Annotated in this window: 19 protein-coding genes and 1 pseudogene; 5 read left to right on the forward strand and 15 right to left on the reverse strand. The window is 63.4% G+C overall.

All coding sequences use genetic code 11. From position 1 onward, the window contains the following. Nucleotides 1–8 precede the first annotated feature (8 nt). The 7 genes from guaB to RVY76_RS05585 all read right to left on the reverse strand — a co-directional run bounded on the left by guaB (nucleotide 9) and on the right by RVY76_RS05585 (nucleotide 8,909). On the reverse strand, nucleotides 9–1,457 hold the full coding sequence (guaB, locus tag RVY76_RS05555; protein ID WP_317376389.1) for an IMP dehydrogenase: 1,449 nt from the start codon (nucleotides 1,455–1,457) through the stop codon (nucleotides 9–11). A 36-nt stretch (nucleotides 1,458–1,493) separates the two neighbouring features. Next, nucleotides 1,494–2,390 carry a GNAT family N-acetyltransferase gene (locus tag RVY76_RS05560; RefSeq protein WP_317376390.1) on the reverse strand — a complete coding sequence of 299 codons (897 nt, stop codon included), beginning with the start codon at nucleotides 2,388–2,390 and terminating at the stop codon, nucleotides 1,494–1,496. A gap of 43 nt (nucleotides 2,391–2,433) precedes the next feature. Further along, nucleotides 2,434–3,546, reverse strand: coding sequence for a sn-glycerol-3-phosphate ABC transporter ATP-binding protein UgpC (locus tag RVY76_RS05565; RefSeq protein WP_317376391.1), 1,113 nt, complete (start codon nucleotides 3,544–3,546; stop codon nucleotides 2,434–2,436). Nucleotides 3,547–3,559: 13 nt separating this feature from the next. Continuing rightward, nucleotides 3,560–5,218, reverse strand: coding sequence for an alpha-glucosidase family protein (locus RVY76_RS05570; protein ID WP_317376392.1), 1,659 nt, complete (start codon nucleotides 5,216–5,218; stop codon nucleotides 3,560–3,562). Between the two features lie 3 nt (nucleotides 5,219–5,221). Continuing rightward, entirely contained in the window at nucleotides 5,222–6,373 is a 1,152-nt protein-coding gene (locus RVY76_RS05575; protein ID WP_317376393.1) for a carbohydrate ABC transporter permease, read from the reverse strand. A 1-nt stretch (nucleotide 6,374) separates the two neighbouring features. Continuing rightward, nucleotides 6,375–7,355 carry a sugar ABC transporter permease gene (locus tag RVY76_RS05580; RefSeq protein ID WP_317376394.1) on the reverse strand — a complete coding sequence of 327 codons (981 nt, stop codon included), beginning with the start codon at nucleotides 7,353–7,355 and terminating at the stop codon, nucleotides 6,375–6,377. A gap of 207 nt (nucleotides 7,356–7,562) precedes the next feature. Beyond that, nucleotides 7,563–8,909, reverse strand: a complete 1,347-nt coding sequence (locus RVY76_RS05585; protein ID WP_317376395.1) for an ABC transporter substrate-binding protein — start codon at nucleotides 8,907–8,909, stop codon at nucleotides 7,563–7,565. Nucleotides 8,910–9,248: 339 nt separating this feature from the next. Between RVY76_RS05585 and RVY76_RS05590 the strand changes: the two genes are divergently transcribed. Together RVY76_RS05590 and RVY76_RS05595 are read left to right on the forward strand one after the other, a co-directional pair. Then, the gene (locus tag RVY76_RS05590) at nucleotides 9,249–10,574 is read left to right on the forward strand and encodes a GH1 family beta-glucosidase (protein ID WP_317376396.1); all 1,326 of its coding nucleotides are present in this window, start codon (nucleotides 9,249–9,251) and stop codon (nucleotides 10,572–10,574) included. 15 nt (nucleotides 10,575–10,589) lie between these two features. Continuing rightward, complete coding sequence (locus RVY76_RS05595; protein WP_317376397.1) at nucleotides 10,590–11,564, forward strand: ROK family protein; 975 nt, start codon at nucleotides 10,590–10,592, stop codon at nucleotides 11,562–11,564. A gap of 4 nt (nucleotides 11,565–11,568) precedes the next feature. Here the strand turns inward: RVY76_RS05595 and RVY76_RS05600 are convergent, their stop codons facing one another. Together RVY76_RS05600 and RVY76_RS05605 are read right to left on the reverse strand one after the other, a co-directional pair. After that, nucleotides 11,569–13,173, reverse strand: coding sequence for an AMP-binding protein (locus RVY76_RS05600; protein WP_317376398.1), 1,605 nt, complete (start codon nucleotides 13,171–13,173; stop codon nucleotides 11,569–11,571). 3 nt (nucleotides 13,174–13,176) lie between these two features. Next, a complete protein-coding gene (locus RVY76_RS05605) occupies nucleotides 13,177–13,671 on the reverse strand; it encodes a hypothetical protein (RefSeq protein ID WP_317376400.1) in 495 nt (164 codons plus the stop codon). Nucleotides 13,672–13,756: 85 nt separating this feature from the next. On the opposite strand from RVY76_RS05605, the gene moaA reads away from it, so the two are divergent. The 3 genes and pseudogenes from moaA to RVY76_RS05620 all read left to right on the forward strand — a co-directional run bounded on the left by moaA (nucleotide 13,757) and on the right by RVY76_RS05620 (nucleotide 17,052). Beyond that, nucleotides 13,757–14,761, forward strand: a complete 1,005-nt coding sequence (gene moaA, locus RVY76_RS05610) for a GTP 3',8-cyclase MoaA (protein ID WP_317376401.1) — start codon at nucleotides 13,757–13,759, stop codon at nucleotides 14,759–14,761. A gap of 86 nt (nucleotides 14,762–14,847) precedes the next feature. Further along, nucleotides 14,848–15,387 (forward strand): annotated as a pseudogene (locus tag RVY76_RS05615) (3-deoxy-D-manno-octulosonic acid transferase); the annotation flags it as partial. Between the two features lie 576 nt (nucleotides 15,388–15,963). Further along, nucleotides 15,964–17,052 (forward strand): glycosyltransferase family 4 protein, encoded by a 1,089-nt coding sequence (locus RVY76_RS05620; protein ID WP_317376720.1) that lies wholly within the window; start codon nucleotides 15,964–15,966, stop codon nucleotides 17,050–17,052. 3 nt (nucleotides 17,053–17,055) lie between these two features. On the opposite strand, the gene RVY76_RS05625 is transcribed toward RVY76_RS05620, so the two are convergent. The 6 genes from RVY76_RS05625 to aceE all read right to left on the reverse strand — a co-directional run bounded on the left by RVY76_RS05625 (nucleotide 17,056) and on the right by aceE (nucleotide 26,170). Further along, nucleotides 17,056–18,216 (reverse strand): M20 aminoacylase family protein, encoded by a 1,161-nt coding sequence (locus RVY76_RS05625; protein ID WP_317376402.1) that lies wholly within the window; start codon nucleotides 18,214–18,216, stop codon nucleotides 17,056–17,058. A 61-nt stretch (nucleotides 18,217–18,277) separates the two neighbouring features. Continuing rightward, nucleotides 18,278–19,636 (reverse strand): FAD-binding oxidoreductase, encoded by a 1,359-nt coding sequence (locus RVY76_RS05630; protein WP_317376403.1) that lies wholly within the window; start codon nucleotides 19,634–19,636, stop codon nucleotides 18,278–18,280. A gap of 108 nt (nucleotides 19,637–19,744) precedes the next feature. Next, complete coding sequence (locus tag RVY76_RS05635; protein WP_317376404.1) at nucleotides 19,745–20,239, reverse strand: phasin family protein; 495 nt, start codon at nucleotides 20,237–20,239, stop codon at nucleotides 19,745–19,747. A gap of 115 nt (nucleotides 20,240–20,354) precedes the next feature. Further along, a complete protein-coding gene (lpdA, locus tag RVY76_RS05640) occupies nucleotides 20,355–22,136 on the reverse strand; it encodes a dihydrolipoyl dehydrogenase (protein WP_317376405.1) in 1,782 nt (593 codons plus the stop codon). Between the two features lie 13 nt (nucleotides 22,137–22,149). Continuing rightward, nucleotides 22,150–23,484, reverse strand: a complete 1,335-nt coding sequence (locus tag RVY76_RS05645) for a 2-oxo acid dehydrogenase subunit E2 (RefSeq protein ID WP_317376406.1) — start codon at nucleotides 23,482–23,484, stop codon at nucleotides 22,150–22,152. A 31-nt stretch (nucleotides 23,485–23,515) separates the two neighbouring features. Next, nucleotides 23,516–26,170: a pyruvate dehydrogenase (acetyl-transferring), homodimeric type gene (gene aceE, locus RVY76_RS05650; protein ID WP_317376721.1), complete on the reverse strand. Its 2,655-nt coding sequence runs from the start codon at nucleotides 26,168–26,170 to the stop codon at nucleotides 23,516–23,518. Nucleotides 26,171–26,306 lie beyond the last annotated feature (136 nt).

Raw genomic sequence — 26,306 nt, forward strand, 5'->3', positions numbered from 1 at the left:
TTGTATGATCAGGCTCCGCGATAGTTCGGGGATTCCCTGACGATCTGCACGTCGTGGACGTGGCTCTCGCGCAGACCGGCACCGGTGATGCGGACGAACTCGCAACCACGGCGCATCTCGTCGATCGTGGCGCAGCCGGTATAACCCATAGCGGCACGCAGACCGCCGACGAGCTGATGGACGACGGCGCCGGCGGATCCCTTGTAGGGGACCTGGCCCTCGACCCCCTCGGGGACGAGCTTGTCGCTGGCGGCATCCTTCTGAAAATACCGATCGGCGGAGCCCCTCGCCATCGCGCCAAGACTTCCCATGCCGCGATAAGTCTTGAAGCTACGCCCTTGATAAAGAATGACTTCTCCGGGGGACTCGTCCGTGCCGGCAAGCATGCTGCCGACCATCGCGCAGGTGGCACCGGCCGCGATCGCCTTGGCGAAGTCGCCCGAGAACTTGATCCCCCCATCGGCGATCACCGGCACGTCGCCGGTGCCACCGCAGGCATCCATGATCGCGGTCAATTGCGGCACGCCGACGCCCGCCACCATCCGCGTGGTGCAGATGGAGCCCGGACCGATCCCGACTTTGATCGCATCGGCCCCCGCATCGACGAGCGCCTTGGCACCACTGGCGGTCGCGACGTTGCCCGCGATCACCTGCACCTCGTTCGAGAGCGCCTTCACGCGGGATACGGCCTCGGCCACGCTTGCCGAATGGCCATGCGCGGTATCGATCACGACTATGTCGACGCCCGCATCGATCAGCGCCTCGGAGCGTTCGAAGCCCGCATCGCCCACGGTCGTCGCCGCCGCCACGCGCAACCGCCCGAGCTGGTCCTTGCAAGCGGTCGGGTTCAGGACTGCCTGTTCGGTATCCTTGAGCGTGAGCAGGCCGGTGAGCTTGCCCTGACCGTCGGTCACGAGAAGCTTTTCGATCCGCCGGGCGCGCATGAGCTGCTTGGCCTCTTCCAGATCGGCAGGTTCTGTCAGGATGGCGAGGTTGTCGGCGGTCATCATCGTGTGGACCGGCGTGCGTTCGTCGCTGGCGAAGCGCATGTCGCGATTGGTGACAATGCCGAGGACGCGCCCGGTTTCGTCGACGACGGGAAAGCCGGTGACGCTGTATCGCGACTGAAGCGCCTGCGCGTCGGCCAGGGTCTGGTCGGGCCGAAGCGTGATCGGGTTGTAGACCACACCGCTTTCGAAGCGTTTCACCCGGCGGACCTCGTCCGATTGCTCGGCAATGTCGAGATTGCGGTGGATCACCCCGATGCCGCCCGATTGCGCCATCGCGATGGCCATCCGTGATTCGGTCACGGTATCCATGGCCGAACTCAGGATCGGGATGTTCATTGCGATCTCGCGCGTCACCCAGGTCCGGGTGTCTGCGGTCGACGGCAGCACGTTCGACGCGGCGGGAAGAAGGAGGACGTCATCGAAGGTCAGGGCCTCGCGAATCTCCATGGATGATCTCCTTGGGAGGCTTCGTTTGACGCGTCCCTATTTCACGGAAGGTCCGCGATGGAAAGCCCCTGCGGTCGAGGCGAGCCGATCGGCAATATGCCGAGCGCCCGCGCGAAGCCTGATCCTTGGCCCCGGGATCTCCACCGCGCCGGTTCCGAGCTTGAACCGGGTGAGCCCCGGAAGCCGCTTCGCATCGACGAAGCCGAGATCGAGCCGGGTCGCCCCGCGCGCATGGCCCGCGCGCATCGCCTCCCAGATGAGCAGGTTGTGGGCGGAGCAGGCGCGGCCCGACGGTGAGCTGTAGCCGATATGATATCGCATTCCCCGCCCCCAGAAGATGCAAGTGATCCCCGCGACACGGGCGCCGTCCTTCCAGGCGGTCCAGCTTTCGACGGCGCGGGCATCGAGTTCCGCGAGCCTGCGGAGCCATGCCGGAGGAAGTGCGCGATAGCCGCGGTCCTTCCTCTGTCGTGTCTCCTCGGCGATAAGCCATTCCGAACACCCCCCGTGATGCCGGATTACAAGGCCCGCGCGTTCGGCGGCGGTCAGGCGGTTGCGCCATTTCTTGGACAGGTCCGCGCGCATGTTGTTGTGAAGCGTGATCTCGGCCCGGGCGGGCATGGAACCCAGAGCGATCCCTGCTTCGGGTGACATGACGAACGTTCCGCGCGGAAGGACCGGATCGAACCGGATCGCTGCGCCTGACAGCGGATGCGTCCCGTGGGGGAGCCAGAGGCATCGCAGCGGTCCGAGCCCGCGTTCGATCCCCTGTGCTATGGCGACGGACCTACCCCCTTCGACGAAATGGTAGCGGCGCGCGCGCGCGCCGAAGCCCGCGGCGATCTCACCATAGGCCCAGCTTTGCTCGAACGGTGCGTCGCATGCCAGCGCGGACCATTCGTCCCGGTCGAGATCGTCGCATGTCCATCCCATCGATGCGAGATTGCGGCAGGATGGTTACCGCGCCGTTAAGACCTCAGCGATAGAGCAACGATTGCCCGTCCTTGAAGATGTGCACGCGGTCGGGTTTCGCCCCGAGCTTGACCGTGCGCCCGCGCAGATCGTTGTGGATGCCCTGCAGCTTGGCGATCACTGCGGCATCGCCCTTTTCGAGATCCTCGATCGAGGCGTTGCCGGTCTCGAAATAGAGGAGCGTCACCTCGCCCAGGGCCTCGGTGATGTCGACGCTGCCCTCGAAGATGTAGTCCTCGCCCTCGGCGGCGACGAAATCCTCGGGGCGCACCCCGATCTTGACCTTCGCGCCCATGTCGCCCTCATGCGAGGGGTAATCCGATTGCGCCGTTCCCCCGCCCGCGAGCTTGACCGTCGTGCGCTCTCCGGTGCCGGTGATCTCGCCTTCGAGGAGGTTCATCGCGGGGCTGCCGATGAACTGCGCCACGAATTCGTTCTCCGGCTTCTGGTAAAGTTCGAGCGGCGTGCCCACCTGGCTGATCCCGCCGCCGGCGAGAACGACGATCCTGGTCGCCAATGTCATGGCCTCGACCTGGTCATGCGTGACGTAGATCATCGTGCTGTCGGGCATGTTCTCCTTCAGCTGCGCGATCTCGATCCGGGTGGCGACCCGCAGCGCGGCGTCGAGATTCGAGAGCGGCTCGTCGAAAAGATAGACCTTGGGGTCGCGCACGATCGAACGACCGATCGCCACGCGCTGTCGCTGACCGCCCGAAAGCGCCTTGGGCAACCGGTCCAGATAAGGTTCGAGTTGCAGGATCCGCGCGGCCTTCTTGATGGCGGCGTCGATCTCGTCCTTGGACTTCTTCGCGATCTTGAGCGCGAACGCCATGTTGTCGCGCACCGTCATGTGCGGATAGAGGGCGTAGGACTGGAACACCATCGCGATGCCGCGTTGCGCGGGCGGCACGTTGTTCACGACGCGCCCGTCGATCTTGAGCTCGCCCCCGGTGATCCGCTCGAGCCCCGCGATCATCCGCAGGAGCGTCGATTTCCCGCAGCCCGAAGGCCCGACGAAGACGATCAGCTCGCCCTGCTTGATGTCCAGGTTGATGTCGCTCAGAACCTTTACGCTGCCATAGGACTTGGCAACGTCGGTCATCTTCAGATCGGCCATGAAACTCCCTCCCTCAAATCCCGTTCGCGGTCGCGAAGGCCGCTTCCCACGGCGGCACCGTGACCGTCGCGCCATCGGCAGCAGATGCGAAAGGTGCCGTTTCGTCCAGTGTCCATTCACCCTCTGGCAATGCCACCTCCAGCGGGTGTTCCGTCAGGTTGAACGCGCAGAAGAGCCGCTCGCCCTCGCCATCGCGAAGGATCGTCAGAAGATCGTCGTCGGCATGGAGGATCTCCAGATCCCCCTTGGCGAGCGCCGGGTGACGTTTGCGGAACCTCAGCATCGCCCTGTAGAAGAGCAGCGTCGAGTCGGGATCGCGTTCCTGTACGCTCACCGCCCGCTCGACATGTTCGACCGCGACGGGAAGCCAGGGTTTTGCGTCGGTGAAGCCACCCGAATGGTCGGTATTCCAGGGCATCGGCGTGCGCGCGCCGTCGCGCCCCTTGAACCGTGGCCAGAACCGCTTGCCGTAGGGATCGCGCAGATCCTCGAACGGGACATAGGCCTCGGTCAGGCCGAGCTCTTCCCCCTGGTAGAGACAAACGGACCCCTTCAACGACATGAGGATCGCAGCGTAGAGCTTCTTCTGTCCTTCCTCGAGATCCCAGCGCGAGGCGGAGCGCACCGTATCGTGGTTCGAGAAGGCCCAGCAGGCCCAGCCGTCCTTTACCACGCGCTCGAATTTCTCGAGGACGTGACGGATCCGGCTGCCGGTCGGAAAGGCGTTTGCCAGAAAGTCGAAATCATAGGCCATATGCAGCCGACCGTCCGACGTATAGGCGGCCTGCGTCTCCATTCCGCGCTGGCTCTCGCCGATTTCGCCCACGCTGGTGATGGCGGGGTATTCGTCGAGAAGCTGCCGGAAACGCTTGAGGAAATGAAGGTTCTCGGGCTGGGTCTTGCTGAACAGGTGATCCTGGAAATTGTAGGGATTGACCGCCGGGGCCGTATTGTCGTTGCGATCCTCGGGCCGGAGGGGCGGGTTGTCGCGCAGTTCGGCATCGTGAAAGTAGAAGTTCACGACGTCGAGCCTGAAGCCGTCGACGCCACGGTCTAGCCAGTAGCGCGCGAGGTCCAGAAGCTCGTCCTGGACGGCCTCGTTGTGAAAGTTCAGATCCGGCTGCTCGATCAGGAAGTTGTGCAGGTAATACTGCATTCGTTCCGAATCCCATTCCCAGGCCGACCCGCCGAAGATCGAGAGCCAGTTGTTGGGCGGCGATCCGTCAGGTTTCGGATCGGCCCAGACGTACCAGTCCGACTTTGAATTGTCGCGCGACGCACGGCTTTCGCGGAACCAGCGATGGTCGGACGATGTGTGGTTCAGGACCAGATCGATCAGCACCCGGATCCCGAGCGTATGGGCGCGCTGGATCAGCGCATCGAAATCCCCGTTTGAGCCGAAGATCGGATCGACCTCGCGAAAGGCCGATATGTCGTATCCGAAATCGCGCATGGGCGAGCGGAAGAAGGGCGATACCCAGATTGCATCGACACCGAGCTTCTTGAGGTAATCCATCCGATGGATGATTCCCGAGAGGTCGCCGATCCCGTCGTCGTTCGAATCCTGGAACGAGCGCGGATAGATCTGGTAGATTACCGCGCCGCGCCACCAATCGGGGTCGGGTGCCGCGGCCTCGATGGGGCGGGCGGTCGAATGGTCGTGAAAGGCCATGTTTTACTTGACTGATCCTGCAAGGAGACCGCGCACGAGAAAGCGTTGCATCGAGAAAAACACGATCAACGGCACGGCAATGGAAACGAAGGCGGCAGTGGCGAGGATCCCCCAATCCCCGCCGCGCGAGCCCAGAAGGTCGTCGGCGATCTTGACGGTCATCACCTTGGACGCGTCGTCGGACGGCAGAAACACCTTGGCGACGAGCAGATCGTTCCAGGTCCAGAGGAACTGGAAGATCGAGAAAGCCGCGAGGGCCGGCAGGCTGAGAGGCAGGATGATCCGCACGAAGAGCTCGAAATCGGTCGCACCGTCGACCTTGGCGCTTTCGATGATGTCTCGCGGCAGTCCCGCCATGTAGTTTCGCAACAGGTAAACGGCGAGCGGCATACCGAATGCCGTATGCGCGAACCATATCCCCATGAAGCTCTGACCGATCCCGATGCGGTTGTGCAGGTCGAGCATCGGCACCAGCGCCAGTTGCAGCGGCACGACGAGGAGCCCCACCACGGCCGCGATGAGAACGCCGCGGCCCGGAAAGTCCATCCAAGCCAGCGCATAGGCGGCGAAGGCCGCGATCAGGATGGGGATGATCGTGGCGGGCACCGTGACGGTCAGCGTGTTGATGAAGGCGCGGTCCATGTTGTCCGCGCTCAGCACCTGCCGGTAATTGGCGAGCGTGAATTCCGGCGGCGAGGCGGCGGCGAAATAGATCCGCTGCCCGCGATCGCCCGGATCCTCGGGCGTTGTCCAGCGGTAGCTGCCGTCGGCATCGACGGTCAGCGTTTCGCCATCGCCGAGATCGGCCGTCGTTCCGGCCTCGAACTCGGTCGGGTTGACGCCGCGCGTGCCGAAGGCGGTGATGTCGCTGCCCCCATCGGGGAAATAGCTCGCCGCCTCCGGGTCGTCGTAGATGTTGCCGGTGACGACGAACCCGTCGCCGTCCGGCGTCGCGTCGGATGCCGTGCGGCCACGTGCGGTGAGTTCGACCGCGAAGGGGGCCTCCCACCAGCCGGAAGCCGAGATCTGGTCCCGTTCGCGGAAGGACGAGACGAAGAGGCCGAGAGTGGGGACGAGCCAGATCACGACGAGGAACACGACCGAAATATGCGTGGCCCATGTGAGCGAGGATTTCTGTCCGGCAATGTTGTCCATGTCAGCGCATCTCCTTGCGGGACTGCATGATGTTCCAAATCATCACGGGCAGCACGGTAATCATGATCACGACCGCGATCGCCGAGGCGTATCCCTTGCTGGTCACGAAATAGTCCATCATGTAGCTGGGCAGGATCTCGGTCCCGAAATTGCCGCCGGTCATCGTGTAGACGATGTCGAAGACCTTGAGCACGAGAATCGTGATCGTGGTCCAGACGACGACGATCGTCGACATGATCTGCGGCACTTTGATCTTGAAGAAGAGCTGCCAAGGATTGGCACCGTCGAGGATCGCGGCCTCGATCGTCTCTTCGGGGATACCGCGCAGAGCCGCCGACAGGATCACCATCGCGAAGCCCGTCTGGATCCAGACCAAGATGATCATGAGGAAGAAGTTGTTCCAGAACGGGATCTGCAGGACATCGACGGGATTCTCGAACCCGAAGGCCGCGCGGATCGCGTTGATGAGGCCGATCCCCGCATCGTTTGCATAGACGAATTTCCAGATCAGCGATGCACCGACGAAGCTGATCGCCATCGGCATGAAGATCAGCGACTTGGCGAAATTCCCCCAGGACAGCTTGTCGGTGAGCTGAGCTGCAAGAAGGCCGATGAAGGTCGAGGCCGCCGGTACGAAGAGCACCCACAGCAGGTTGTTGAGAAAGGCGGTCGTGAAATCGCCCCCCTGAAACAGTTCGGCATAATAACTGAGCCCGACGAATTGCTGGCCGTCGCGCCCGTAGAAGGACCGGATGACCGAACCCACGACCGGGTAGACCAGATAGAGGCCGAGCACGAAGATCGCCGGAAAGAGAAAGAGCCAGGGACGAACCTGATTGGCGCGGTTGATATTGTGGCCAGCCTTTTCCCCACGCGCCGGATAGATGAATTTGTCGAGAACCAAATTCGAGAAATAGAAATAGGCCACGCAACCGGCGACCCCGATGACGATGGTCAGCAGTCCCTGCAAGACGACTGGCATTTGCGATCCCTCCCGGAATTATCGGCGCGCCGCGCCCTTCCCGTTAAGGAAATCCTGCGCCGAGACCTTCGTGCAGCGCAACAGCAAATACCGGAAGTCATTCCGGCAGAGGGAATATTTTTCCAAGCGTTTCCGATGGGATACGGTCCAACCACGAAAAAGGGCGCGACTTTGCGCGCCCTTTCCGAACCGGTCCGGATCAGTCGATCAGTTGATCGAGTCCCACCGGTTCTGGATCGCATCGGCTGCCGCCTGCGCGTCCTTGGAGCCGGTCGTGAATTCGACCATCTCGCTCCAGAAGGCCCCGGCGCCGATCTCGCCCGGCATCAGGTCCGACCCGTCGAAGCGGAAGATGTCGGCATTCAAGAGGATGTCGTTCAGCGCCCGCTGGCTGTCCGTCGGGAAGACGTCGGGACTGATGCCGGTATGCGGCGTCAGAAGACCGCCCTGCGCGGCCCAGATCTCGTGGGCGAGCGGCGTCTGCAGGAAATCGATGAAGCCCCGGGTCGTCTCGCTGTCATTCGTAATGGCAAACATCGTTCCGCCGCCAAGGACCGGACGGTCGGCACCTTCGGGTGCGGGGAAGTAGAAGAAATCGACATCCTCGCCCACGACCGTTCCTTCGGGAAAGAAGGTCGGAATGAAGGTGGCGGCCTTGTGCATGTAGCACTCCGGCGGGAACCCGAAGAGCCCGTTCGGCGCGTCGCGGAAATCGGTCGTTGCCGCAGCGTCACGGCCACCGTTGACGTATCCGTCCTGCAGGAACCAGCCGTATTCGTCGATGGCCTCGACCACCACGGGATCGTTGAACGGCAGTTCGTTCGTGACCCACTGGTCGTATTGCTCGGGCGTCGCGACGCGCAGCATCATGTCCTCGACCCAGTCTGTCGCGGGCCAGCCCGTCGCGGCACCCGACCCGAGCCCGATGCACCACGGCGTCACGCCGTCATCCGCCATCTGCTGAGTGAGTTCCTTGAGCGCCTCGTAGCTCTCCGGGATCTCGTATCCGGCTTCCTCGAACTGCTCGGGCACGTACCAGACGAGCGACTTTACGTCGATCTTGTAGGGGAACGCATAGAGCTGCGGGTTCCCGTCGGGGCCGTCGAATGTCGCGAGGTCGACCCAGGATTGTCCGGCCGCGTAGTTCTCTCCGATCCACTCGCCCACCGAAGGGTCGAGCGCCTCGACCGCGCCGCGGCGGACGAGATCGGACAGCAGTCCCGGCTGAGGGAAGACCGCGATGTTCGGTGCCGAATTCGCCTCGGTCGAGATGACGATATCCTGCTCGAAACTGTCGGAACCGGAATAGTTGACCGTCGCGCCGGTCGCATCTTCGAAATAGGCAATCACGGATTCCACCAGCTCGGCATCCCGACCCGTCCAGGGGCCTGTGATCGAAATGCTCTCGCCGTCGTATTGGTGATCTGCCGCGAAGTTTTCGAGGCTGTCCCAGGAAAACGCGCCCTCGCCCTTTTCAAAGGCGAGGTCCTGCGCGGCGGCGGAACCGGCCGCGAGGGCAAGGGTCGCGGTACCTGCGTAGAGAATACGTTTCATATCGGCTTATTCCTCCCGTGAATTGGTTTCGGTCCGTTAAATCCCGGACCGATCGGCTGACGTCGGATCGCAGTACGCGGGCCATGCGAAAGACGGCGGTCATTGAGAGGAACAAGAGCAAAGGGTGTGGTCCAAGTCAACCGTGGCGCTCAAGACGATGGTCTCCAAAGAAAAACGCGGGCGATCCCTTGGAATTGTCGCGGCCGTGGCCCCTTGGCGAAAGGGTGCCCGCGATGGGCGGCCATCCGCGCGGCGCTTGCTCGATTCCGGTTTCCGTCTAGGTCATGACGCCCGGAGGCCTCGGCCCCCGATCCGGCAGCAAAGAGACGAGATCATACAATGCTTGAGTTGAAACGCGGCGATTTCCCCCGAGACTTCCTGTTCGGGGCTTCGACCTCGTCCTACCAGATCGAGGGGCATTCCTTCGGCGGGGCGGGCCCGACGCATTGGGATACGTTCGCCGCGACACCTGGCAACGTCGTCGGAGGCCAGAACGGGGCGATCGCCTGCGATCACTACAATCGGATGGACGAGGATCTCGACCTGCTGAAGGACGGAGGTTTCGACGTCTACCGCTTTTCGACCTCGTGGGCACGTGTGATGCCCGAGGGGCGCGGGCGAGTGAACGCCGAGGGGCTGGATTTCTACGACAGGCTCGTCGACGGCCTTCTGGAGCGCGGGATCAAGCCCGCAGCGACGCTCTATCATTGGGAGCTTCCTGCCGCGCTTGCCGATCTCGGGGGGTGGTCCAATCGCGATATTGCATCGTGGTTCGCAGAATTCACTCAAGTCGTGATGGAGCGGATCGGCGATCGGGTCTGGTCGGCGGCCCCCATCAACGAATTCTTCTGCGTGGCGTGGATGGGGCATTTCCTCGGCCATCATGCTCCGGGGCTGCGCGATGTCCGCGCAACCGCGCGCGCCATGCACCATGTCCTGCTCGCGCATGGCCGATCGATCGAGGTGATGCGAGGGCTCGGCATGGAAAATCTCGGTGCGGTCTGCAATCTCGAATACACCGTCCCGGTCGACGGATCGGACGCGGCGGCGCGTGCCGCGCGGACCTATGACGGCTTCTACAACCGCTTCTATCTTGGCGGACTCTTCAACCGCGCCTACCCTGCCGACCTCATGGAGGATCTCGATCCGCACATGCCCGAAGGGTATCGCGACGACATGGATCTGATCGGCCAGAAGCTCGACTGGTGCGGGATCAACTACTACACCCGCAAAATCGTGGCCCCGGCCGGCGGACCCTGGCCGCATCTCGAGACGGTGGACGGGCCGCTCGGCAAGACACAGCTCGGGTGGGAGATCTATCCCGACGGGCTCTATCATCTGCTCAAGCGCGTCCACGACGGATATACCCGCGACATCCCGCTCTACGTGACAGAGAACGGCATGGCCAACGACGACCGGGTCTCGAACGGCGCGGTCGACGACAAGGCGCGGATCGACTATCTCAACGCGCATCTCGCGAGGGTGAAGCGCGCCTGCGACGAGAAGATTCCGGTGAAGGGATATTTCACCTGGTCGCTGCTCGACAATTACGAATGGAACGAAGGGTACGATCCCCGGTTCGGCATCGTCCACGTCGACTTCAAGAGCTTGAAGCGGACGCCGAAAGCGTCCTATCACGCCCTCGCGAAAGTTCTCCGGACCTGAGGTATACAAAGCGCGATGACCCCCGAACTCTCTCTCACCGTGGTGGCCGATGTCGGCGGCACGAACACCCGAACGGCGCTTGCCCACGGGGGGGAGGTTGACGCCGCCTCGATCCGACGGTTCCGCAATGCGGAACATTCAGGTCTCGATGAGGTATTGAAGCGGTTCCTCGGCGATGCGGGCGTGGCGCGCTGCGACGGGGCCTGCGTCGCGATGGCGGGGCCGGTGATGGACGGGGTTGGCCGCCTCACCAATCTGGAATGGGAGATGACCCGCGAGGATCTCGCCGCCTGTACGGGTGCAGAGGTCGTCTCGATCCTCAACGACCTGCAGGCGCAGGGCCATGCGATGGACCACATCGCGGGCGAGAAGCAGCGCGTCATCATCGCGGGGCCCGAGGCAAAACCTCATGACGCCAAGCTGGTGGTCGGCTGCGGGACCGGGTTCAACGCCGTGCCCGTCTTCAGAACCGATACGGGCCGCTACGTGCCACCTTGCGAATCCGGCCATGTCACGCTGCCGGTCCTCTCGGACGATGACGTTTCGCTGGCACGGCACGTGACCCGCGCGCACGGCTTTCCGGGGGTCGAGGATGTTCTGTCGGGTCGCGGGTTCGAGCGATGCTACACATGGGCGAGCGGTACGGACACGCATCTTCCCTCGTCCGAGATCATGGCAGCGCTCGAAGCCGGCGATCCGGTCGCGACGAAAGCCGCGCGCGCCTTCGTCACGGCGCTCGGGCGGGTGATGGGCGATCTGGCCCTGACGCATCTGCCTTTCGGGGGAATCTACGTGATCGGTGGCATGGCCCGCGCGCTCACCCCCTATTTCCCCGAACTCGGCTTCGACGAGGCGTTCCGCAGCAAGGGGCGGTTCTCGGATTTCATGGACAGGTTCGCGGTCTGGGGGGTCGAGGACGATTACGCCGCGCTGGTCGGTTGCGCACAGCATATCCGCGGCCTCATGGTTTCGCCCGCCGAGAGAGGCTGAGCAATCAGCCTTTCTCCTCGCGGAGCGCGCGGCGCATGATCTTTCCCGTCGTCGTCATCGGCAGGCTGTCGCGGAAATGCACGACGCGCGGGGCCACGTAAGGCCCGAGCGCATCGCGGACGTGGGTGATCAGCCTGTCAGCGAGATCCTCATCTTCCGCCCCCTCACTCCGCACAACGAATGCGGTGATCGCCTGACCGCGTTGCGGATCGGGCAGGCCGACGACCGCAGCAGAGGCGACAGCCTCGTGTCGCAGGAGGCAATCCTCTATCTCGGTAGGCCCCACGCGATAGCCGGACGAATTGATCACGTCGTCGTCGCGCGACACGAAGGTCAGATAGCCGTCCCCATCCATCCGCCCGAGATCGCCGGTTCGCATCCAGTCGCCGGTGAACTTGGCCTCGGTCTTTTCGGGCTGGTTCCAGTACCGCAGGAACATGCCCGGATCCGGGCGGCGTACCGCGATCTCGCCAAGCGTGTTCCATACCGGCTGAGCCTCGTCGTCGAGAACGGCCACCCGATGGCCCGGCACGGCGCGCCCGACCGAACCCGGACGCTGCACCCCGTGGGCCGCGTCCGATGCCGCGACCAGGTTGCATTCGGTCTGACCGTAAAGCTCGTTGATCGCGGCCCCGAGCGTCTCACGCCCCCAGTCGAGCAGATCTGCACCGAGCGCTTCGCCTCCGGACGAGATGGACCGTACACGCACTCCCTCCGGCACGGGAACGCGGCGCATCATCCGCAGCGCAGCGGGCGGCAGGAACAGCCGCGTGACGTCCTGATACGCAACAAGCGACCACGCGCCTTCGGCCTCGAACTTGCGCATGCGGTGGCTGACGAGCCGAATGCCATAGTAAAGGCACGGCATGGCGAGATCCATGAGCCCGCCGATCCACGCCCAGTCGGCAGGAGTCCAGCCTACATCGCCATCCCGGAGCGCATCGTGGTTGACCTCGAAACACGGAAGATGACCAAGAAGGAAGCGGTGCGCGTGGAGTACGCCCTTGGGCGATCCGGTCGTGCCGGACGTATAGATCATCATCGCCGGGTCGTCCGGGCTGGTCTCGATCCGCTCCGGAAGGGGTGCTGCCCGCTCGATCAACTCGTCGAGTTGCGTGACCTTGTCCTGTACCTCGGTGCAGATCACATGCCGCAGACCCGGCAGATCGTTCGAGACCGAGATCAGCTTGTCGAGATTTTCGCCATCCGTAATGGCGACCTTCGCCCCGCTGTCGCCAAGCCGGTACCGCAAAGCATCCGGTCCGAAGAGCGTGAAGAGCGGGAGGGCGATCGCACCGATCTTCATCGTGGCGAAGTGCCCGATCAGCGCCTCTGGTCCCTGGCTCAGAAGAAGCGCCACCCGGTCGCCGCGCTCGACGCCCAGACCGCGGAGCGCGGTTGCAAGCCTGTCCGAACGGTCCCGCAGCATGGCGAAAGTTACGTCATGCGCCGTGCCAGCAGCATTGATGTCCGTCATCGCGACGCGGTCAGGATCGATCTCGGCCCATGAATCGCAACACCGCTCGGCAATGTTGAACCTGTCGGGAATGTTCCAGGCAAAGCGGTCGCGATCTTCGGGGACGAGCTTGCGATTGCTCCCCCGCTCCAAGGGTCAGTTTCCGTAGACGATCAGTGTTGGAAGATCGGTCAGCGGTGCCTCGAGAAGGCGCATCGCGGCGAGCGAGACCTGCGCGCCACCGCCGCCCGGAAGCGGTCGAAGCTCGACCACCGCGCTCTGCCCCGATCCGGGATATTCGAGCCGTCCGGACCGCTGTGCGTCGACCAGCGCGGTCTTGACCCAGAGCCCGGGCTCCGTCGGATCGCCGAGGCTCGCCACCACTTCGCCCAGTCGCTGCTCGCCACCGGTCGGAGCGGCGCGCGCGGCCTGCCGCTGTGCGTCGGTTGTGGTGTCGAACTGGTCCGCGGTCCGCGCCCCGGCACGTGGGGGCGGTGCCGCGACGATCTCGGCGATTTCCTCGGGCGGCGGGCTGGCTTGGCCGTCGCGATCTGTCGGGACAGTGCCCGACCCCGAGGGGCCGTTCATCTGAGCACAACCGGTCAGCAGGAGCGCCGCCAGCGTTACGGAAAAGAGAGTTCGGATGGTCATGAGGAAAAGCCTAATCGAGCCGCATCGTCCACACAACGGCCATTGGCGGGTTGCGGGTCCCCTGCCCCCGCCCTACCTTCCGGCCATGACAGATCCACTCATCGATCCATTCCAGAGAGCGATCTCGTACCTGCGGGTCTCCGTGACCGACAGATGCGATTTCCGCTGCGTCTATTGCATGTCCGAAAAGATGCAGTTCCTACCCAAGAAGGAGCTTCTGACGCTGGAGGAACTCGACCGCATGTGTTCGACATTCGTGCGGCTCGGGGTGCGCAAGCTCAGGATCACCGGGGGCGAGCCGCTGGTCAGGCGCGACATCATGGAATTCTTTCGCGGCATGTCACGCCATCTCGAAAGCGGCGATCTGCACGAGATCACGCTTACGACGAACGGCTCGCAACTCCATCGCTTCGCCAAGGATCTTTATGCCGCAGGCGTCAGACGTGTGAACATCTCGCTCGACACGCTCGATGAGGCGAAGTTCGCGCGCGTCACCCGGTGGGGACGTCTTCCGCAAGTGCTCAAGGGGATCGATGCGGCGCTGGAGGCCGGGCTGAAGGTCAAGATCAACACCGTCGCGTTGAAGGGCTTCAACGAGGACGAGCTTTTCACCCTGACCGAGTGGTGCGCCTCGCGGGGCATGGACCTGACCTTCATCGAGGTCATGCCGATGGGAGACCTCGGCAACGAGGATCGCGTAGGGCAATACTGGTCGCTGCACGATCTGCGCTCCGACCTCGCAAAGCGCTACACCCTGCACGACATTCCACTCAGGACAGGCGGGCCCGCGCGTTACGTTCGCGTGGGCGAGACGCGCCAGACGGTCGGCTTCATCACGCCGCTGACCCACAATTTCTGCGAAAGCTGCAATCGGGTGCGCCTGACCTGCACGGGCGAGCTCTACATGTGCCTTGGTCAGGAAGACATGGCCGATCTGCGTGCGCCACTCAGGGACTCGGACGACGACGCGTTGCTCGAGAATGCGATCCGCAAGGCGATCTCGCTGAAACCGAAGGGTCACGATTTCGACTATTCACGCGCCCGGCCGGATGGTCAGATGACCCGACACATGAGCCATACCGGCGGATGAGCCTCGGCTCGGCCACGGCATATGCCGCCTACCGGGCGGGCGTGGCACTTGTCGGACCTCTTGTGACACGGCGCGATGCGACCAAGATGCAATCGCAGGGCGTGGCCTCGGAACGTCTGGCGGAGCGTCGGGGCAAGGCAAGCCTCCCCCGACCCGACGGACCACTCATCTGGATCCATGCGGTCTCGGTCGGCGAGGCGATGTCGATTCTGCCGCTCTGCCGCGCGCTGACGCCTCATGGCCGGATCCTTCTGACGACCACCTCCGTCACTTCGGCCGAGATGGTCGAGCGTCGTGCGCCAGAAGGCGTGATCCATCAGTTCGCACCGCTTGATACCGGCTCTGCCGTTCACGCCTTTCTCGATCACTGGCGGCCCGACCTTTTCGTGCTGACCGAGAGCGAGCTCTGGCCAAGGCAGATCGCCGAGGCGTCGGCGCGCGGGATTCCCGTGGCCCTCGTCGGCGCGCGTTTGTCCGATCGCTCGCTCGCCCGGTGGCAGCGGTTCGGGGCACTCGCGCGGCACATGCTCGACCGGCTTTCGCTGGTCTTCGCGCAGGATGCGCGGACCGGTGACGGGCTTGTGGCGCTGGGCCTCGACCCCGAACGGCTGAAGGTGATCGGCAACCTCAAATGCGCGGCCGAGCCGCTACCGGCGGAGGAAGAAGCTCTAACCAGATTGCGTGAGGCAATGGGTGACCGCCCGAGATGGGTCGCCGCCTCGACGCATTCCGAAGAGGAGCGTATCGCCGCCACCGCCCACCGGAGCCTTCGGAAAGAGCATTCCGACCTTCTTCTCATCCTGGTGCCGCGCCATCCCGACCGCGCCGAAGCGATCGCGGCCGATCTCGCGCAGGATGGTTGGAACGTCGCCCGGCGCAGTGAAGGAAAACTGCCCGACCCCGGAACGGAGATCTATCTCGCCGATACGCTGGGCGAGCTCGGGCTCTGGTTTCGCCTGTCGAATGTCGCCTTCATCGGTGGATCCTTTGCGCCGATGGGGGGGCACAACCCGTTCGAGGCCGTCCAACTCGGCTGTCATCCCGTCACCGGCCCTTCGGTCACGAACTTCTCCGACCTCTACGACGACCTCATCGCAGCCGGTGTCGCATGCAAGGTCGAAACTGCAGGAGAGCTGGCCCCCGCAATCCACGAGCGGCTTGATGCCCCGAGGGCCGAACCCGCCCGCATACGTGTCCCCGACATGGATGCACTCGCCCATGAGCTGATCGCAATTGCCGGGTCGCCGTCTGCCTTGGCCGATCCGCGCGTCATAGCACCGAACTTCAAGCGTCGATTGTCGGGCGTCACCTCGACCATCGTGCGGCTCGTCCCGCTCCAGGCACGCGAGATCGCGATACGGGCGACAGGGCCCGGCCTGCCCGATCATGTTCCGCATTTGTCGCTCGGTCAGGTCGCCGCCCTGCCCCGTCGCGTGTCGCGGGTCTGGCACGCGCGTCGCAATGTCGAGATGCTGGGCGGTCTCGCTCTGAAGAACCTGCTTTTCCATCGGCGTCTCAGGCTAGTCTTCACCTCGGCGTCGCAGCGGCAACATACAGGCCTGACCAAGTGGCTCATCGCGCGGATGGACGCCGTCGTCGCCACGTCCGGGCGCAGCGCCGCCTATCTCGACCGGCCCGCGACGGTCATCCGTCACGGAATTGATACCGAGGCCTTCGCGCCCGCCACCGACCGTGCTGAGTTGCGCGCGCGTCTCGACCTTCCTACGGACGCAACACTCGTCGGGTGTTTCGGACGGATCCGCCGATCCAAGGGCACGGACGTGTTTGTCACGGCCATGACCGAGCTGCTCCCCCGCCACGAGGGTGTCGTCGCCCTTGTCATGGGACGCGCCACCGAGAAGGATCGCGCCTACGCCGAAGGGCTGCGCCGGGAGGTGCGCGATGCCGGCCTTGAGGATCGCATCCGCTTTCTCCCCGAGGTGCCGACCCACGCGGTCGCGCAGTTTCACGCGGCCCTGGACCTTCACGTCGCGCCCCAACGATGGGAGGGGTTCGGGCTTACCCCGCTAGAGGCTATGGGATCCGGCGTACCGGTCGTCGCGACCCGCGTCGGAGCCTTCGAGGAGATCGTGGTCCCCGGCGAAACGGGAGAGTTGGTCTCACCCGATGATGTCTTTGCTCTCGGACGGGCCATCGAGGACTGCCTCTCCGACCCGGGCCGCCTTGCAGCGATGGGCCGCGCCGCCCGCAAGCATGTAGCACGGAACTTCACCCTTCTGGGTGAGGCGCAGGCCTTGAACCGTCTCTACCTCGACCTGCTCGAACGCTGAGGATCAGCCAACGGCCAGACGCTGTTCGGCAATGCCGACCCACCACGAACACCCGGCGACGATGCTTTCGTCGTTGAAATCGTATTCCGAGTGATGAAGCGCGGCACTGTCGCCGTTGCCCACGAGGATGTAGGCTCCGGGCCGCGCCTCCAGCATGAAGGCGAAATCCTCGCCACCCATGATCAATGGTCCTTCGGCGCAGCGACCCGTGACCGAAGCCGCGACGCCAGCCGCGAATTCCGTCTGTTCGGGATGGTTCGCCATCACGGGGTAATTCCGGAAATACTCGACCCTGGCAACCGCACCGAAGGTCTCGGCGATGCCGGTCGCGATCGCGGCGATCCGGGCCTCAGCCAGGTCGCGCACTGGCTCGGCCAGCGTGCGGACCGTTCCCTTCATCGCGACGCTCTGCGGCAGGACATTGAAAGCTTTGGACGAGGATTCGATCGACGTGACCGACACCACGAGCTGATCGACGGGATCGGCGTTGCGCGCGGCGATGGATTGCAGGGCGGTCACGATGTGGCTCGCGACGAGGGTGCTGTCGATCGCCTCGTTCGGTTTGGCCGCGTGCCCGCCCCGGCCTTCGACCACGATGTCGAAAACGTCGGTCGCGGCAAAGAACGGGCCCGGTCGGATCGCGAACTCGCCCAGCGGAATGCCGGGCCAGTTATGCATGCCGTAGACTTCCTCGATGCCCCAGCGCTCCATCAGGCCCTCTTCGCACATCACGCGCGCGCCGCCTCCACCTTCCTCGGCGGGCTGGAAGATGACGATGACACGGCCAGCGAAATTGCGGGTCTCGGCAAGATATTTCGCGGCACCGAGCAGCATGGCCGTGTGTCCGTCATGGCCGCAGGCATGCATTACACCGGGGTTGGTCGAGGCGTGCGGCAGATCGGTCGCCTCGAGGATAGGCAGGGCATCCATGTCGGCCCTGAGCCCGATCGTGCGGCCGGGCCCTCCAGCTCCGACGATGACACCCACCACGCCTGTCTGGGCGATCCCCTCCACCACTTCGTCGCAACCGAAGGCGCGCAGCTTCTCGGCCACACTCGCCGCAGTCCGGTGCGTGTCGAAAAGAAGCTCGGGATGGCGATGGAAGTCCTGCCTCCATTCGGTAATCTCCGGCAGCATTTCGGCGAAGCGGTTCCTGACAGGCATGTGCGGACTCCTTGGTGGCGCGCACGAAGGATGACCGAGCGCCGGGCCGCCCGCAAGCCCGTCAGAGGGATGGACCCGGTGCGATCGCGCTGCCGTCCCAAAAGCGGGAGATCCGGAAGCGATTGAGATCGGTGCGTGGATCTCGCCCCATGGCAAGATCCGCGGCCACCCGACCCACTCCCGGCCCGATCCCGAAGCCGTGCCCGGACAACCCCGTGAGCACGATCAGTCCCGGCAGGTCAGGAACTTCGTCGATTACGGGAACGACATCCGGCATCGTGTCGATCATTCCGGCCCATGCGGACGCAACCTCCACATTGCCCAGTCCGGGAAAGGCCGCGGAGAAGCGCCTCGAAGCATCGATCGAGTGACGGCGGTTGGGATGTGGATTCAGGATCCGCATCCGCTCGAACGGGGATTCCTCGTCTGCCGACCAGTTGCGGCGCGTGGCCCAGCTATCGGGATAGCCCCGGGGCGATGAGGGCCTGAGCCCTGTCGAAAGGATGTCCTTCTTCACCACGGGCCAGAATTTCGACATATGACGCAACGCGTCGGGGCCGATCAGGAAATCGTGGCGGGCGGAGGCCGCAAGGGAATAGCCACCATCTGCGCGACGTCTGAATGCAAGGTGATCGTCCACGGCCTGACCGGCAAAAACGTCAGGCAGGGGCGTCGTGCGCGTCACCGTCGCACGGACGGAGAGCTGTGGAATGACGATTCCATGCGCACGCAGGAAAAGGGACGACCACGCACCGCCCGCCAGTACGACGCGATCGCAGCGGATCCGGCCTGCTTCGGTCACGACGCCCGTCACTTGGCCCGCTTCCCGGTCGAGGCGGCGGACCGCGCAATTCTCCCGGATCGCAACGCCATTCCGTGCGGCTGCGCGAGCGAGCGCTGGAACCGCGAGCCATGGCTCCGCACACATGTCGGATTCGGTCCAGAGCGCGGCGCGCCAGTCACACTCTCGCGCGCCTGGCATCATACGACCGAGCTCGGATGCGCCCAACATCCGGGTATCAAGTCCGTGCGCCTCGGCATGCGGCAGCCAGCCCGCAAACCGCGCCTCGTCTGCTTCGTTCCGCGCGAGGTAGGCCGTACCGTTGGGGCGCAGACCGATATCTTCTGACGTCTCGGCAGCGAGTTCGCGCCAGAGATGCTGTGCTTCGATAGCCATGGGAAGTTCGGCCGGATCGCGGCCCTGCGTGCGGATCCAGCCCCAGTTGCGGGAGGATTGCTCGCCGGCGATACGCCCCTTCTCCAGCAGCACCACCCGCTTCCCGGCTCTTGCGGCGAACCAGGCACAGGTAACGCCGGCGATGCCGCCGCCGATCACAACAAGATCGGCCGCATCGGGAAGGGGTGTGAAATGTTCGATCAGCTGATCGATCGAAACGGGACCTATGGGTGTGACGCTCATCGGCTGAACGTCACCCGATCTTGCCGGGATGGCAAGCGCAAGACCCCCGCTCTTGCGGGGGCATGCGATGGTCTATGGAGTACGAAGCCCGAGCCGGCTTCCAGCGCGTCAGCCCTTCTTGGCAGCCGACGCGGCTTTCTTCGCACTTTCCTCGATCCGACCTGTGGCTTCGGCGAGGCGCGTCTGCATGAGACCGTAGGCCTCCTCGTTCGCGTTGCGCGCCTCTTCGGCCATGCGGCGCATCATCTTGAGCGCTTCCTCCACGGCCTCGTTCATCGCGGCGGTCTTTGCCTTCATCTGACCGGCACCGGCATTTTGTTCGATCCAGTCATACTGCTCGCGCGCCTTGTCGGTCAGTTGGTTAAAGATCTCCATCTGCTTGTCGATCAGGCTCTTGTAAGCTTCTGCAGCGGATTTGTTGGCTTCCGCCATCGCATCGAAATTGCGCTGGTTGGCGCGAATGACTTCCTCCATGTCGAACATCTGTTGTTGCGGCTGCTGGAAGGCACGCATCATGTTCTGTGGGTCCCACATCCGGCGCATCTGCTCCGGATCGAAGGCTTTCATCCACTGGCTCATGTCGTAGGGGTTATTCTGCGCCATCTTGGCAGTCTCCTCCGCTGGTTGCGCCTTTCTCCGGCTGCAGACAGGGACCTAGCGCGGGGCCCGCTCGCCGCCACATCGGAGACCCGGCCCCTGATGAGGCCGGGTCCGCCGGTCATTTCTTTTTCGGCGGCATGAGATCCGTGATCGTGCCCTCGAACATCTCAGCGGCAAAGTTCACCGTCTCCGAAAGGGTCGGATGGGGATGGATCGTATGGCCAAGGTCGACCGCATCGGCCCCCATCTCGATGGCGAGCGCGACCTCGGAAATAAGGTCGCCGGCATTGGTGCCCACGATCGCCCCTCCGATGACGCGGTCATCCTCGGGATCGAAGATCAACTTCGTCAGACCCTCGCTGCGGCTGTTGGCGAGCGCACGGCCTGACGCCGCCCACGGAAAGACTCCTTTCTGGATCTTCATTCCCTTTTCCTTGGCCTGCGCTTCGGTCACGCCGACCCACGCGACCTCAGGATCGGTATAGGCAACCGATGGAATCACGCGTGCATCGAAGGCCCGCTTCTCGCCCGAGGCGACCTCTGCCGCGACCTTGCCTTCGTGAACCGCCTTGTGAGCAAGCATGGGCTGCCCCACCACGTCGCCGATGGCGAAGATATGGTCGACATTGGTACGTTGCTGGTGGTCCACTTCGATGAAGCCTCGATCGCTGACCTTCACGCCGGCCTTCTCGGCGGCGCATTCAGCGCCGAGCGGACGCCGCCCGACCGCGACCAGCATCTTGTCGAAGACTTCCGAACTGGTCTCGCCGTTCTCGTCCTCGAACGTAACCTCGAGGCCCTGCTTCTTCGCTTCGACCGCCGTCACACGCGTTTTCAGCTTGATCGCCTTCAGACGCTTTTCCATCCGCTTGGAAAGCGGCTTGACGACGTCCTTGTCGGCACCCGGCAGGATCTGATCCATCATCTCGACGACCGTGACCTCGGAGCCAAGCGCCTCGTAGACGGTCGCCATCTCGAAGCCGATGATCCCGCCGCCAAGCACGCACATGCGTTTCGGGATCTTGTCGAGTTCCAGCGCGCCGGTGCTGTCGACGACGCGGTCGTCGTCATGCGGCACGAAGGGCAGCTTCACCGGCGTCGACCCCACCGCGATGATCGCCTGGTCGAACGTGACGCTTTTCTTGCCGCTGTCGGTCTCGACCTCGATCGAGTTCGCACCGCTGAATGTGCCGAAACCGGTGACGATCTCGACCTTCCGCTGCTTGGCGAGGCCTGCCAGACCGCCGGTCAACTGCTTGACCACGCCGTCCTTCCAGCTGCGCAACTCGCTCTCGTCGACCTTGGGCTTTCCGAAACTGATCCCGTGACTGCCCATCTCCTCGGTATCGGTGATGACCTTCGCCGCATGGAGGAGAGCCTTGGACGGAATGCATCCCACGTTCAGGCAGACGCCGCCGATCGTGGAATAGCGTTCAATCAGGATGACCTTCTTGCCGAGATCGGCTGCGCGGAACGCGGCGGAATATCCGCCGGGACCAGAGCCCAGAACGACGAGATCCGCGTGCATGTCACCTGACCCAGACTTGGTGCCTTCCGCGGCCTTGGGCGCGGGACTGTCGTCCTTCTTCTCGGCCGAACCTGACGATTTCGTCTCGCCCGCATCGTCGGATCCGCCTTCGTCGTCCTCCGTGTCGCCATTCCCCTCGTCAGCAGCCTCGAAGACCATGATCACGGTCCCCTTGCTGACTTTGTCGCCCTCGGAGACCTTGATCTCCTTCACCTTTCCGGCCTGCGGGCTGGGGACTTCCATCGTCGCCTTGTCGGATTCCAGCTCGATCAGCGGATCCTCGGCCTCGACCATGTCTCCGACGCTGACGAGGACCGCCACCACGGGCACGTCGTCGAAATCGCCGATATCGGGAACCTTGATGTCTGCCATGTCAGGGCCCCTTTTACAGCATCAGCCGGCGGACGTCGCCGAGCAGGTATTTCAGATGCGCCGCGAAGCGCGCGGCCAGCGCACCGTCGATCGCGCGGTGGTCGTAGCTCAGCGACATGGGGAGCATGTTGCGTGGCTGGAACTCGGACCCGTCCCAGACCGGCTTCATCGACGATCGGGTCAAGCCCAGGATAGCAACCTCCGGTGCATTGACGATCGGCGTGAAACTCGTTCCGCCGATACCTCCCAGAGACGAGATCGTGAAGGTCGCGCCCTTCATGTCATCGCCCTTGAGCTTGCCGTCGCGCGCGGCACTCGACAATTCCAGCAGATCGCGGCTGATCTGTTCGATCCCCTTCCGGTCGGCATCCTTGATCACCGGCACCATCAGACCGTTCGGCGTGTCCGCCGCGAACCCGATGTTGTAAAAGTCTTTCTTGATCAGCTTATCGCCGGACGGCGCGATCGAGGAATTGAACTGCCAGTGCTTCCTGAGAGCGCTGACGCTCGCCTTGATGACGAAGCTGAGGAGGGTCACGCGATAGCCCTCCTCCTTGGCCATCGTGTCGAGCTCCTTGCGATACTTGTCGAGCTCGGTGATGTCCGCTTCCTCGTTATGAGTGACATGCGGAATGTTGAGCCAAGAGCGATGCAGAGCGGGACCCGAGATCTTCTGGATCCGGGACATCTCGACTTCCTCCACGGGTCCGAACTTCGAGAAGTCGACTTCCGGAATCGGTGGAATGCCCATGCCGCCCTGCGCGGCCTGCTGCTGGCCCGCAGGGGCACCGGCCGGGGCGGCGGATTGCAGAGCCTTCTCGACATCCTCGCGCAGAATACGACCCTTACGGCCCGACCCGTTGATCGTCCTCAGGTCGATCTCGACCCGACGCGCAAAAGCACGGACGCTGGGCGATGCATGGAACTTGGACGAGCCGGTGTCGACCACCGACGCCGTATCGGCGGGCGCAGGCGCGGCGGACTGGCTGTCCTGACCACCATCACCGTAACCCTCGCGGCTGCCACCTTTGGTCTCGGGGGTTTCTGCCTTGTCAGTCTTCGGCTGTTCCTCGGGCTCATCATTCCCATCGTCCGAGTCGTCGTCGCCGCTATCGGCCTCTTCGAGGATCAGGATCACCGAGCCCTCGGACGCGTTGTCGCCCTCAGACAGCTTGATCTCCTTCACCTTGCCGGCATGGCTCGACGGTACTTCCATCGTCGCCTTGTCGGATTCGAGTTCGATCAGGGGATCTTCCTTCTCGACCATGTCGCCAACCGAGACGAGAACCGCCACGACGGGAACTTCGTCGAAATCACCGATATCCGGAACTTTAACTTCAGTCGCCATTGTCTTTTAATTCCTTGCTTTCTCGGTAATCTCAGCTCAGCCGCGGATTGGGTTTACCGCCGTCAATCTCGTATTTCTGCATCGCCTTCTCGAGATCCTTCTTGGTGACGTCTCCCTGGCGATAGAGTTCATGCATGGCAGCCGCAGCGATGTGGTTGGCATCCACCTCGAAGAACCGCCTCAGGTTCTCGCGGCTGTCGGAACGCCCATACCCGTCCGTCCCAAGCGTGACGTATGGCTGCTCCACGAAGGCGCGGATCTGCTCCGCGTAATTCTTCATGTAGTCGGTCGCCACGATGACCGGCCCCTTCGCATCCTGGAGCGTGCGCGTGACGTAAGGCACTTTCGGCTCGTCGAACGGATTGAGACGGTTCTGGCGCAGGCAATCCTGCCCGTCGCGAGCAAGTTCGTTGAACGACGTCGCGGAGTACAGATCGCTCGTCACGCCGAAATCTGCCTTCAGCATTTCGGCAGCCCTCATCACCTGGATGAGAATCGTACCGGAACCCATTAGGTTTACATGTTTCTTGCTGGGCTTCTCGGCCTTCGACATTCGGTAGAGCCCTTTCAGGATCCCTTCCTCGGCACCTTCGGGCATCGCCGGATGATGGTAATTCTCGTTCATCAGGGTGATGTAAAAGTAGACGTCTTCCTGATCGGCAAACATGCGTTGCATGCCGTTCTGAACGATCACCGCCACCTCGTAGCTGAATGTCGGATCGTAGCTGACGCAATTCGGAACCGTCGCGGCCAGGATATGACTATGGCCGTCCTCATGCTGCAATCCCTCACCATTCAGCGTCGTGCGACCTGCGGTCCCGCCAAGGAGGAAACCACGCGCACGGCTGTCGCCCGCGGCCCAGCAGAGATCGCCGATGCGCTGGAACCCGAACATCGAATAGAAGATGTAAAACGGGATCATCGGGACGCCGTGGACCGAATAGGACGTGGCGGCGGCAATCCAGTCGGCCATCGCGCCGGCCTCGTTGATGCCCTCCTGCAAGACCTGCCCGTCCTGACTTTCCTTGTAATAGGACATCTGCTCGCGGTCCTGGGGCGTGTATTGCTGCCCCAGCGGGTTGTAGATCCCCACCGACCGGAAAAGCCCCTCCATTCCGAAGGTCCGGCTCTCGTCGGGGACGATCGGCACGATACGCTCGCCGATCTTCTTGTCACGAAGCAGCGTTGTCAGGATCCGGACGAAGGCCATGGTCGAGCTGAACTCTCGATCGCCGGAATCCTTGATCTCGCGTTCGAACTTGTCGAGGGACGGAATCTCGAGGCTGGGTGCACCGGTGAAGCGTGCCGGGAACGGCCCGCCCAGATCCTTTCGCCGGTCGGCGAGATAGGCCTTCTGGGCGTTGTTCAGCGTGACGAACGGCGCTTTCTCGATATCCGCATCGTCGACCGGGATCTTGAACCGATCGCGCATCGCCTTGAGCTGGTCGCTATCCATCTTCTTCGACTGGTGCGCAGTGTTCGCGCCCTCGCCGGCCTTGCCCATCCCGTAGCCCTTGACGGTCTTGATGAGCAAGCAGACGGGTTTGCCTTGGGTTTCGGTCGCGCGTTTATAGGCGGTATAGACCTTCTGGGCATCATGGCCGCCGCGGCGCAACGCGAAGATTTCCTCGTCGCTCCAGCCCTCTACGAGGGCTGCAGTCTCCGGGTATTTTCCGAAGAAATGCTCGCGGATATAGGCCCCGTCATTGGCCTTGAACGTCTGGTAATCGCCGTCGAGCGTTTCGTCCATCAGCTGGCGCAGCTTGCCAGAGACATCGCGCTCGAGAAGATCGTCCCAGCCTTTGCCCCAAAGGACCTTGAAGACTTCCCAGCCGGCACCGCGGAACGATCCTTCGAGCTCCTGGATGATCTTGTGGTTGCCCCGTACCGGCCCGTCGAGCCGCTGGAGGTTGCAGTTCACGACGAAGATGAGGTTATCGAGCTTCTCGCGCGCTGCGAGGTTGATCGCGCCAAGGCTCTCGGGCTCGTCCATTTCGCCGTCACCGAGGAAGCACCAGACCTTTCTGTCGGACTTCTCGATCAGGCCACGGTTCTCCATGTATTTCATGAAGCGTGCCTGATAGATCGCCATGAGCGGCCCAAGCCCCATCGAGACGGTCGGGAACTGCCAGTAATCAGGCATGAGCCAAGGATGCGGGTAGGAGCTGAGGCCGGCACCCTTCGTCTCCATCCGGAAATTCGCAAGGTCTTCCTCGCTCAACCGCCCTTCCATGAAGGATCGCGCGTAGATGCCGGGAATGACGTGGCCCTGGAAGAACACCAGATCGCCGCCGTGATCCTCTGATTTCGCGCGCCAGAAATGGTTCAGCCCGAGATCGTACATCACCGCCGACGACGCGAAGGAGGCGATATGCCCGCCGATGCCGTCCTCGGCCTTGTTGGCGCGCACGATCGTCGCCATCGCGTTCCAGCGGTTGATGCTGCGGATACGCTTTTCCATCTCAGCGTCACCCGGGATCTCGAGCAGATCATCCGCGGGGATCGTGTTCTGATAGGGCGTCGTCGAGGAGAACGGCAATTGTGCGCCTGCCGCCCGCGCCTGCGAAACCGCCTTGTCAAGAAGAAAATGCGCGCGGTCTGCCCCGTCGCGGGCGATCACGTCCTCGATGGCTTCCTGCCATTCCTGCGACTCGACGGGATCGATGTCCGAGGGGGTATCTTTCATGTCTCTTCCCTTCTTTGGCCACGGGCCTTGCGGGAAGTCTAGACAGGTTGTCCCGGACACGCACCACTGCGCAGTACGGGTAAACCTGTCCGGGTCGCCTCCCGCCCCGGAGTTTTCGTCAACGTGACGTAGACCT

This window comes from Palleronia sp. LCG004, from assembly GCF_032931615.1.
Lineage (GTDB): Bacteria > Pseudomonadota > Alphaproteobacteria > Rhodobacterales > Rhodobacteraceae > Palleronia.

Excerpts from the sequence above, each read along its gene's own strand:
- RVY76_RS05575 (WP_317376393.1), bottom strand. The coding sequence starts at position 6,373 with ATGGACAACATTGCCGGACAGAAATCCTCGCTCACATGGGCCACGCAT.
- RVY76_RS05565 (WP_317376391.1), bottom strand. The coding sequence starts at position 3,546 with ATGGCCGATCTGAAGATGACCGACGTTGCCAAGTCCTATGGCAGCGTA.
- lpdA (WP_317376405.1), bottom strand. The coding sequence starts at position 22,136 with ATGGCAGACATCAAGGTTCCCGATATCGGCGATTTCGACGACGTGCCC.
- RVY76_RS05645 (WP_317376406.1), bottom strand. The coding sequence starts at position 23,484 with ATGGCGACTGAAGTTAAAGTTCCGGATATCGGTGATTTCGACGAAGTT.
- moaA (WP_317376401.1), top strand. The coding sequence starts at position 13,757 with ATGACAGATCCACTCATCGATCCATTCCAGAGAGCGATCTCGTACCTG.
- RVY76_RS05625 (WP_317376402.1), bottom strand. The coding sequence starts at position 18,216 with ATGCCTGTCAGGAACCGCTTCGCCGAAATGCTGCCGGAGATTACCGAA.
- aceE (WP_317376721.1), bottom strand. The coding sequence starts at position 26,170 with ATGAAAGATACCCCCTCGGACATCGATCCCGTCGAGTCGCAGGAATGG.
- RVY76_RS05620 (WP_317376720.1), top strand. The coding sequence starts at position 15,964 with ATGGATGCACTCGCCCATGAGCTGATCGCAATTGCCGGGTCGCCGTCT.
- RVY76_RS05590 (WP_317376396.1), top strand. The coding sequence starts at position 9,249 with ATGCTTGAGTTGAAACGCGGCGATTTCCCCCGAGACTTCCTGTTCGGG.
- RVY76_RS05605 (WP_317376400.1), bottom strand. The coding sequence starts at position 13,671 with ATGACCATCCGAACTCTCTTTTCCGTAACGCTGGCGGCGCTCCTGCTG.
- RVY76_RS05560 (WP_317376390.1), bottom strand. The coding sequence starts at position 2,390 with ATGGGATGGACATGCGACGATCTCGACCGGGACGAATGGTCCGCGCTG.
- RVY76_RS05585 (WP_317376395.1), bottom strand. The coding sequence starts at position 8,909 with ATGAAACGTATTCTCTACGCAGGTACCGCGACCCTTGCCCTCGCGGCC.
- RVY76_RS05595 (WP_317376397.1), top strand. The coding sequence starts at position 10,590 with ATGACCCCCGAACTCTCTCTCACCGTGGTGGCCGATGTCGGCGGCACG.
- RVY76_RS05635 (WP_317376404.1), bottom strand. The coding sequence starts at position 20,239 with ATGGCGCAGAATAACCCCTACGACATGAGCCAGTGGATGAAAGCCTTC.
- RVY76_RS05570 (WP_317376392.1), bottom strand. The coding sequence starts at position 5,218 with ATGGCCTTTCACGACCATTCGACCGCCCGCCCCATCGAGGCCGCGGCA.
- guaB (WP_317376389.1), bottom strand. The coding sequence starts at position 1,457 with ATGGAGATTCGCGAGGCCCTGACCTTCGATGACGTCCTCCTTCTTCCC.
- RVY76_RS05580 (WP_317376394.1), bottom strand. The coding sequence starts at position 7,355 with ATGCCAGTCGTCTTGCAGGGACTGCTGACCATCGTCATCGGGGTCGCC.
- RVY76_RS05630 (WP_317376403.1), bottom strand. The coding sequence starts at position 19,636 with ATGAGCGTCACACCCATAGGTCCCGTTTCGATCGATCAGCTGATCGAA.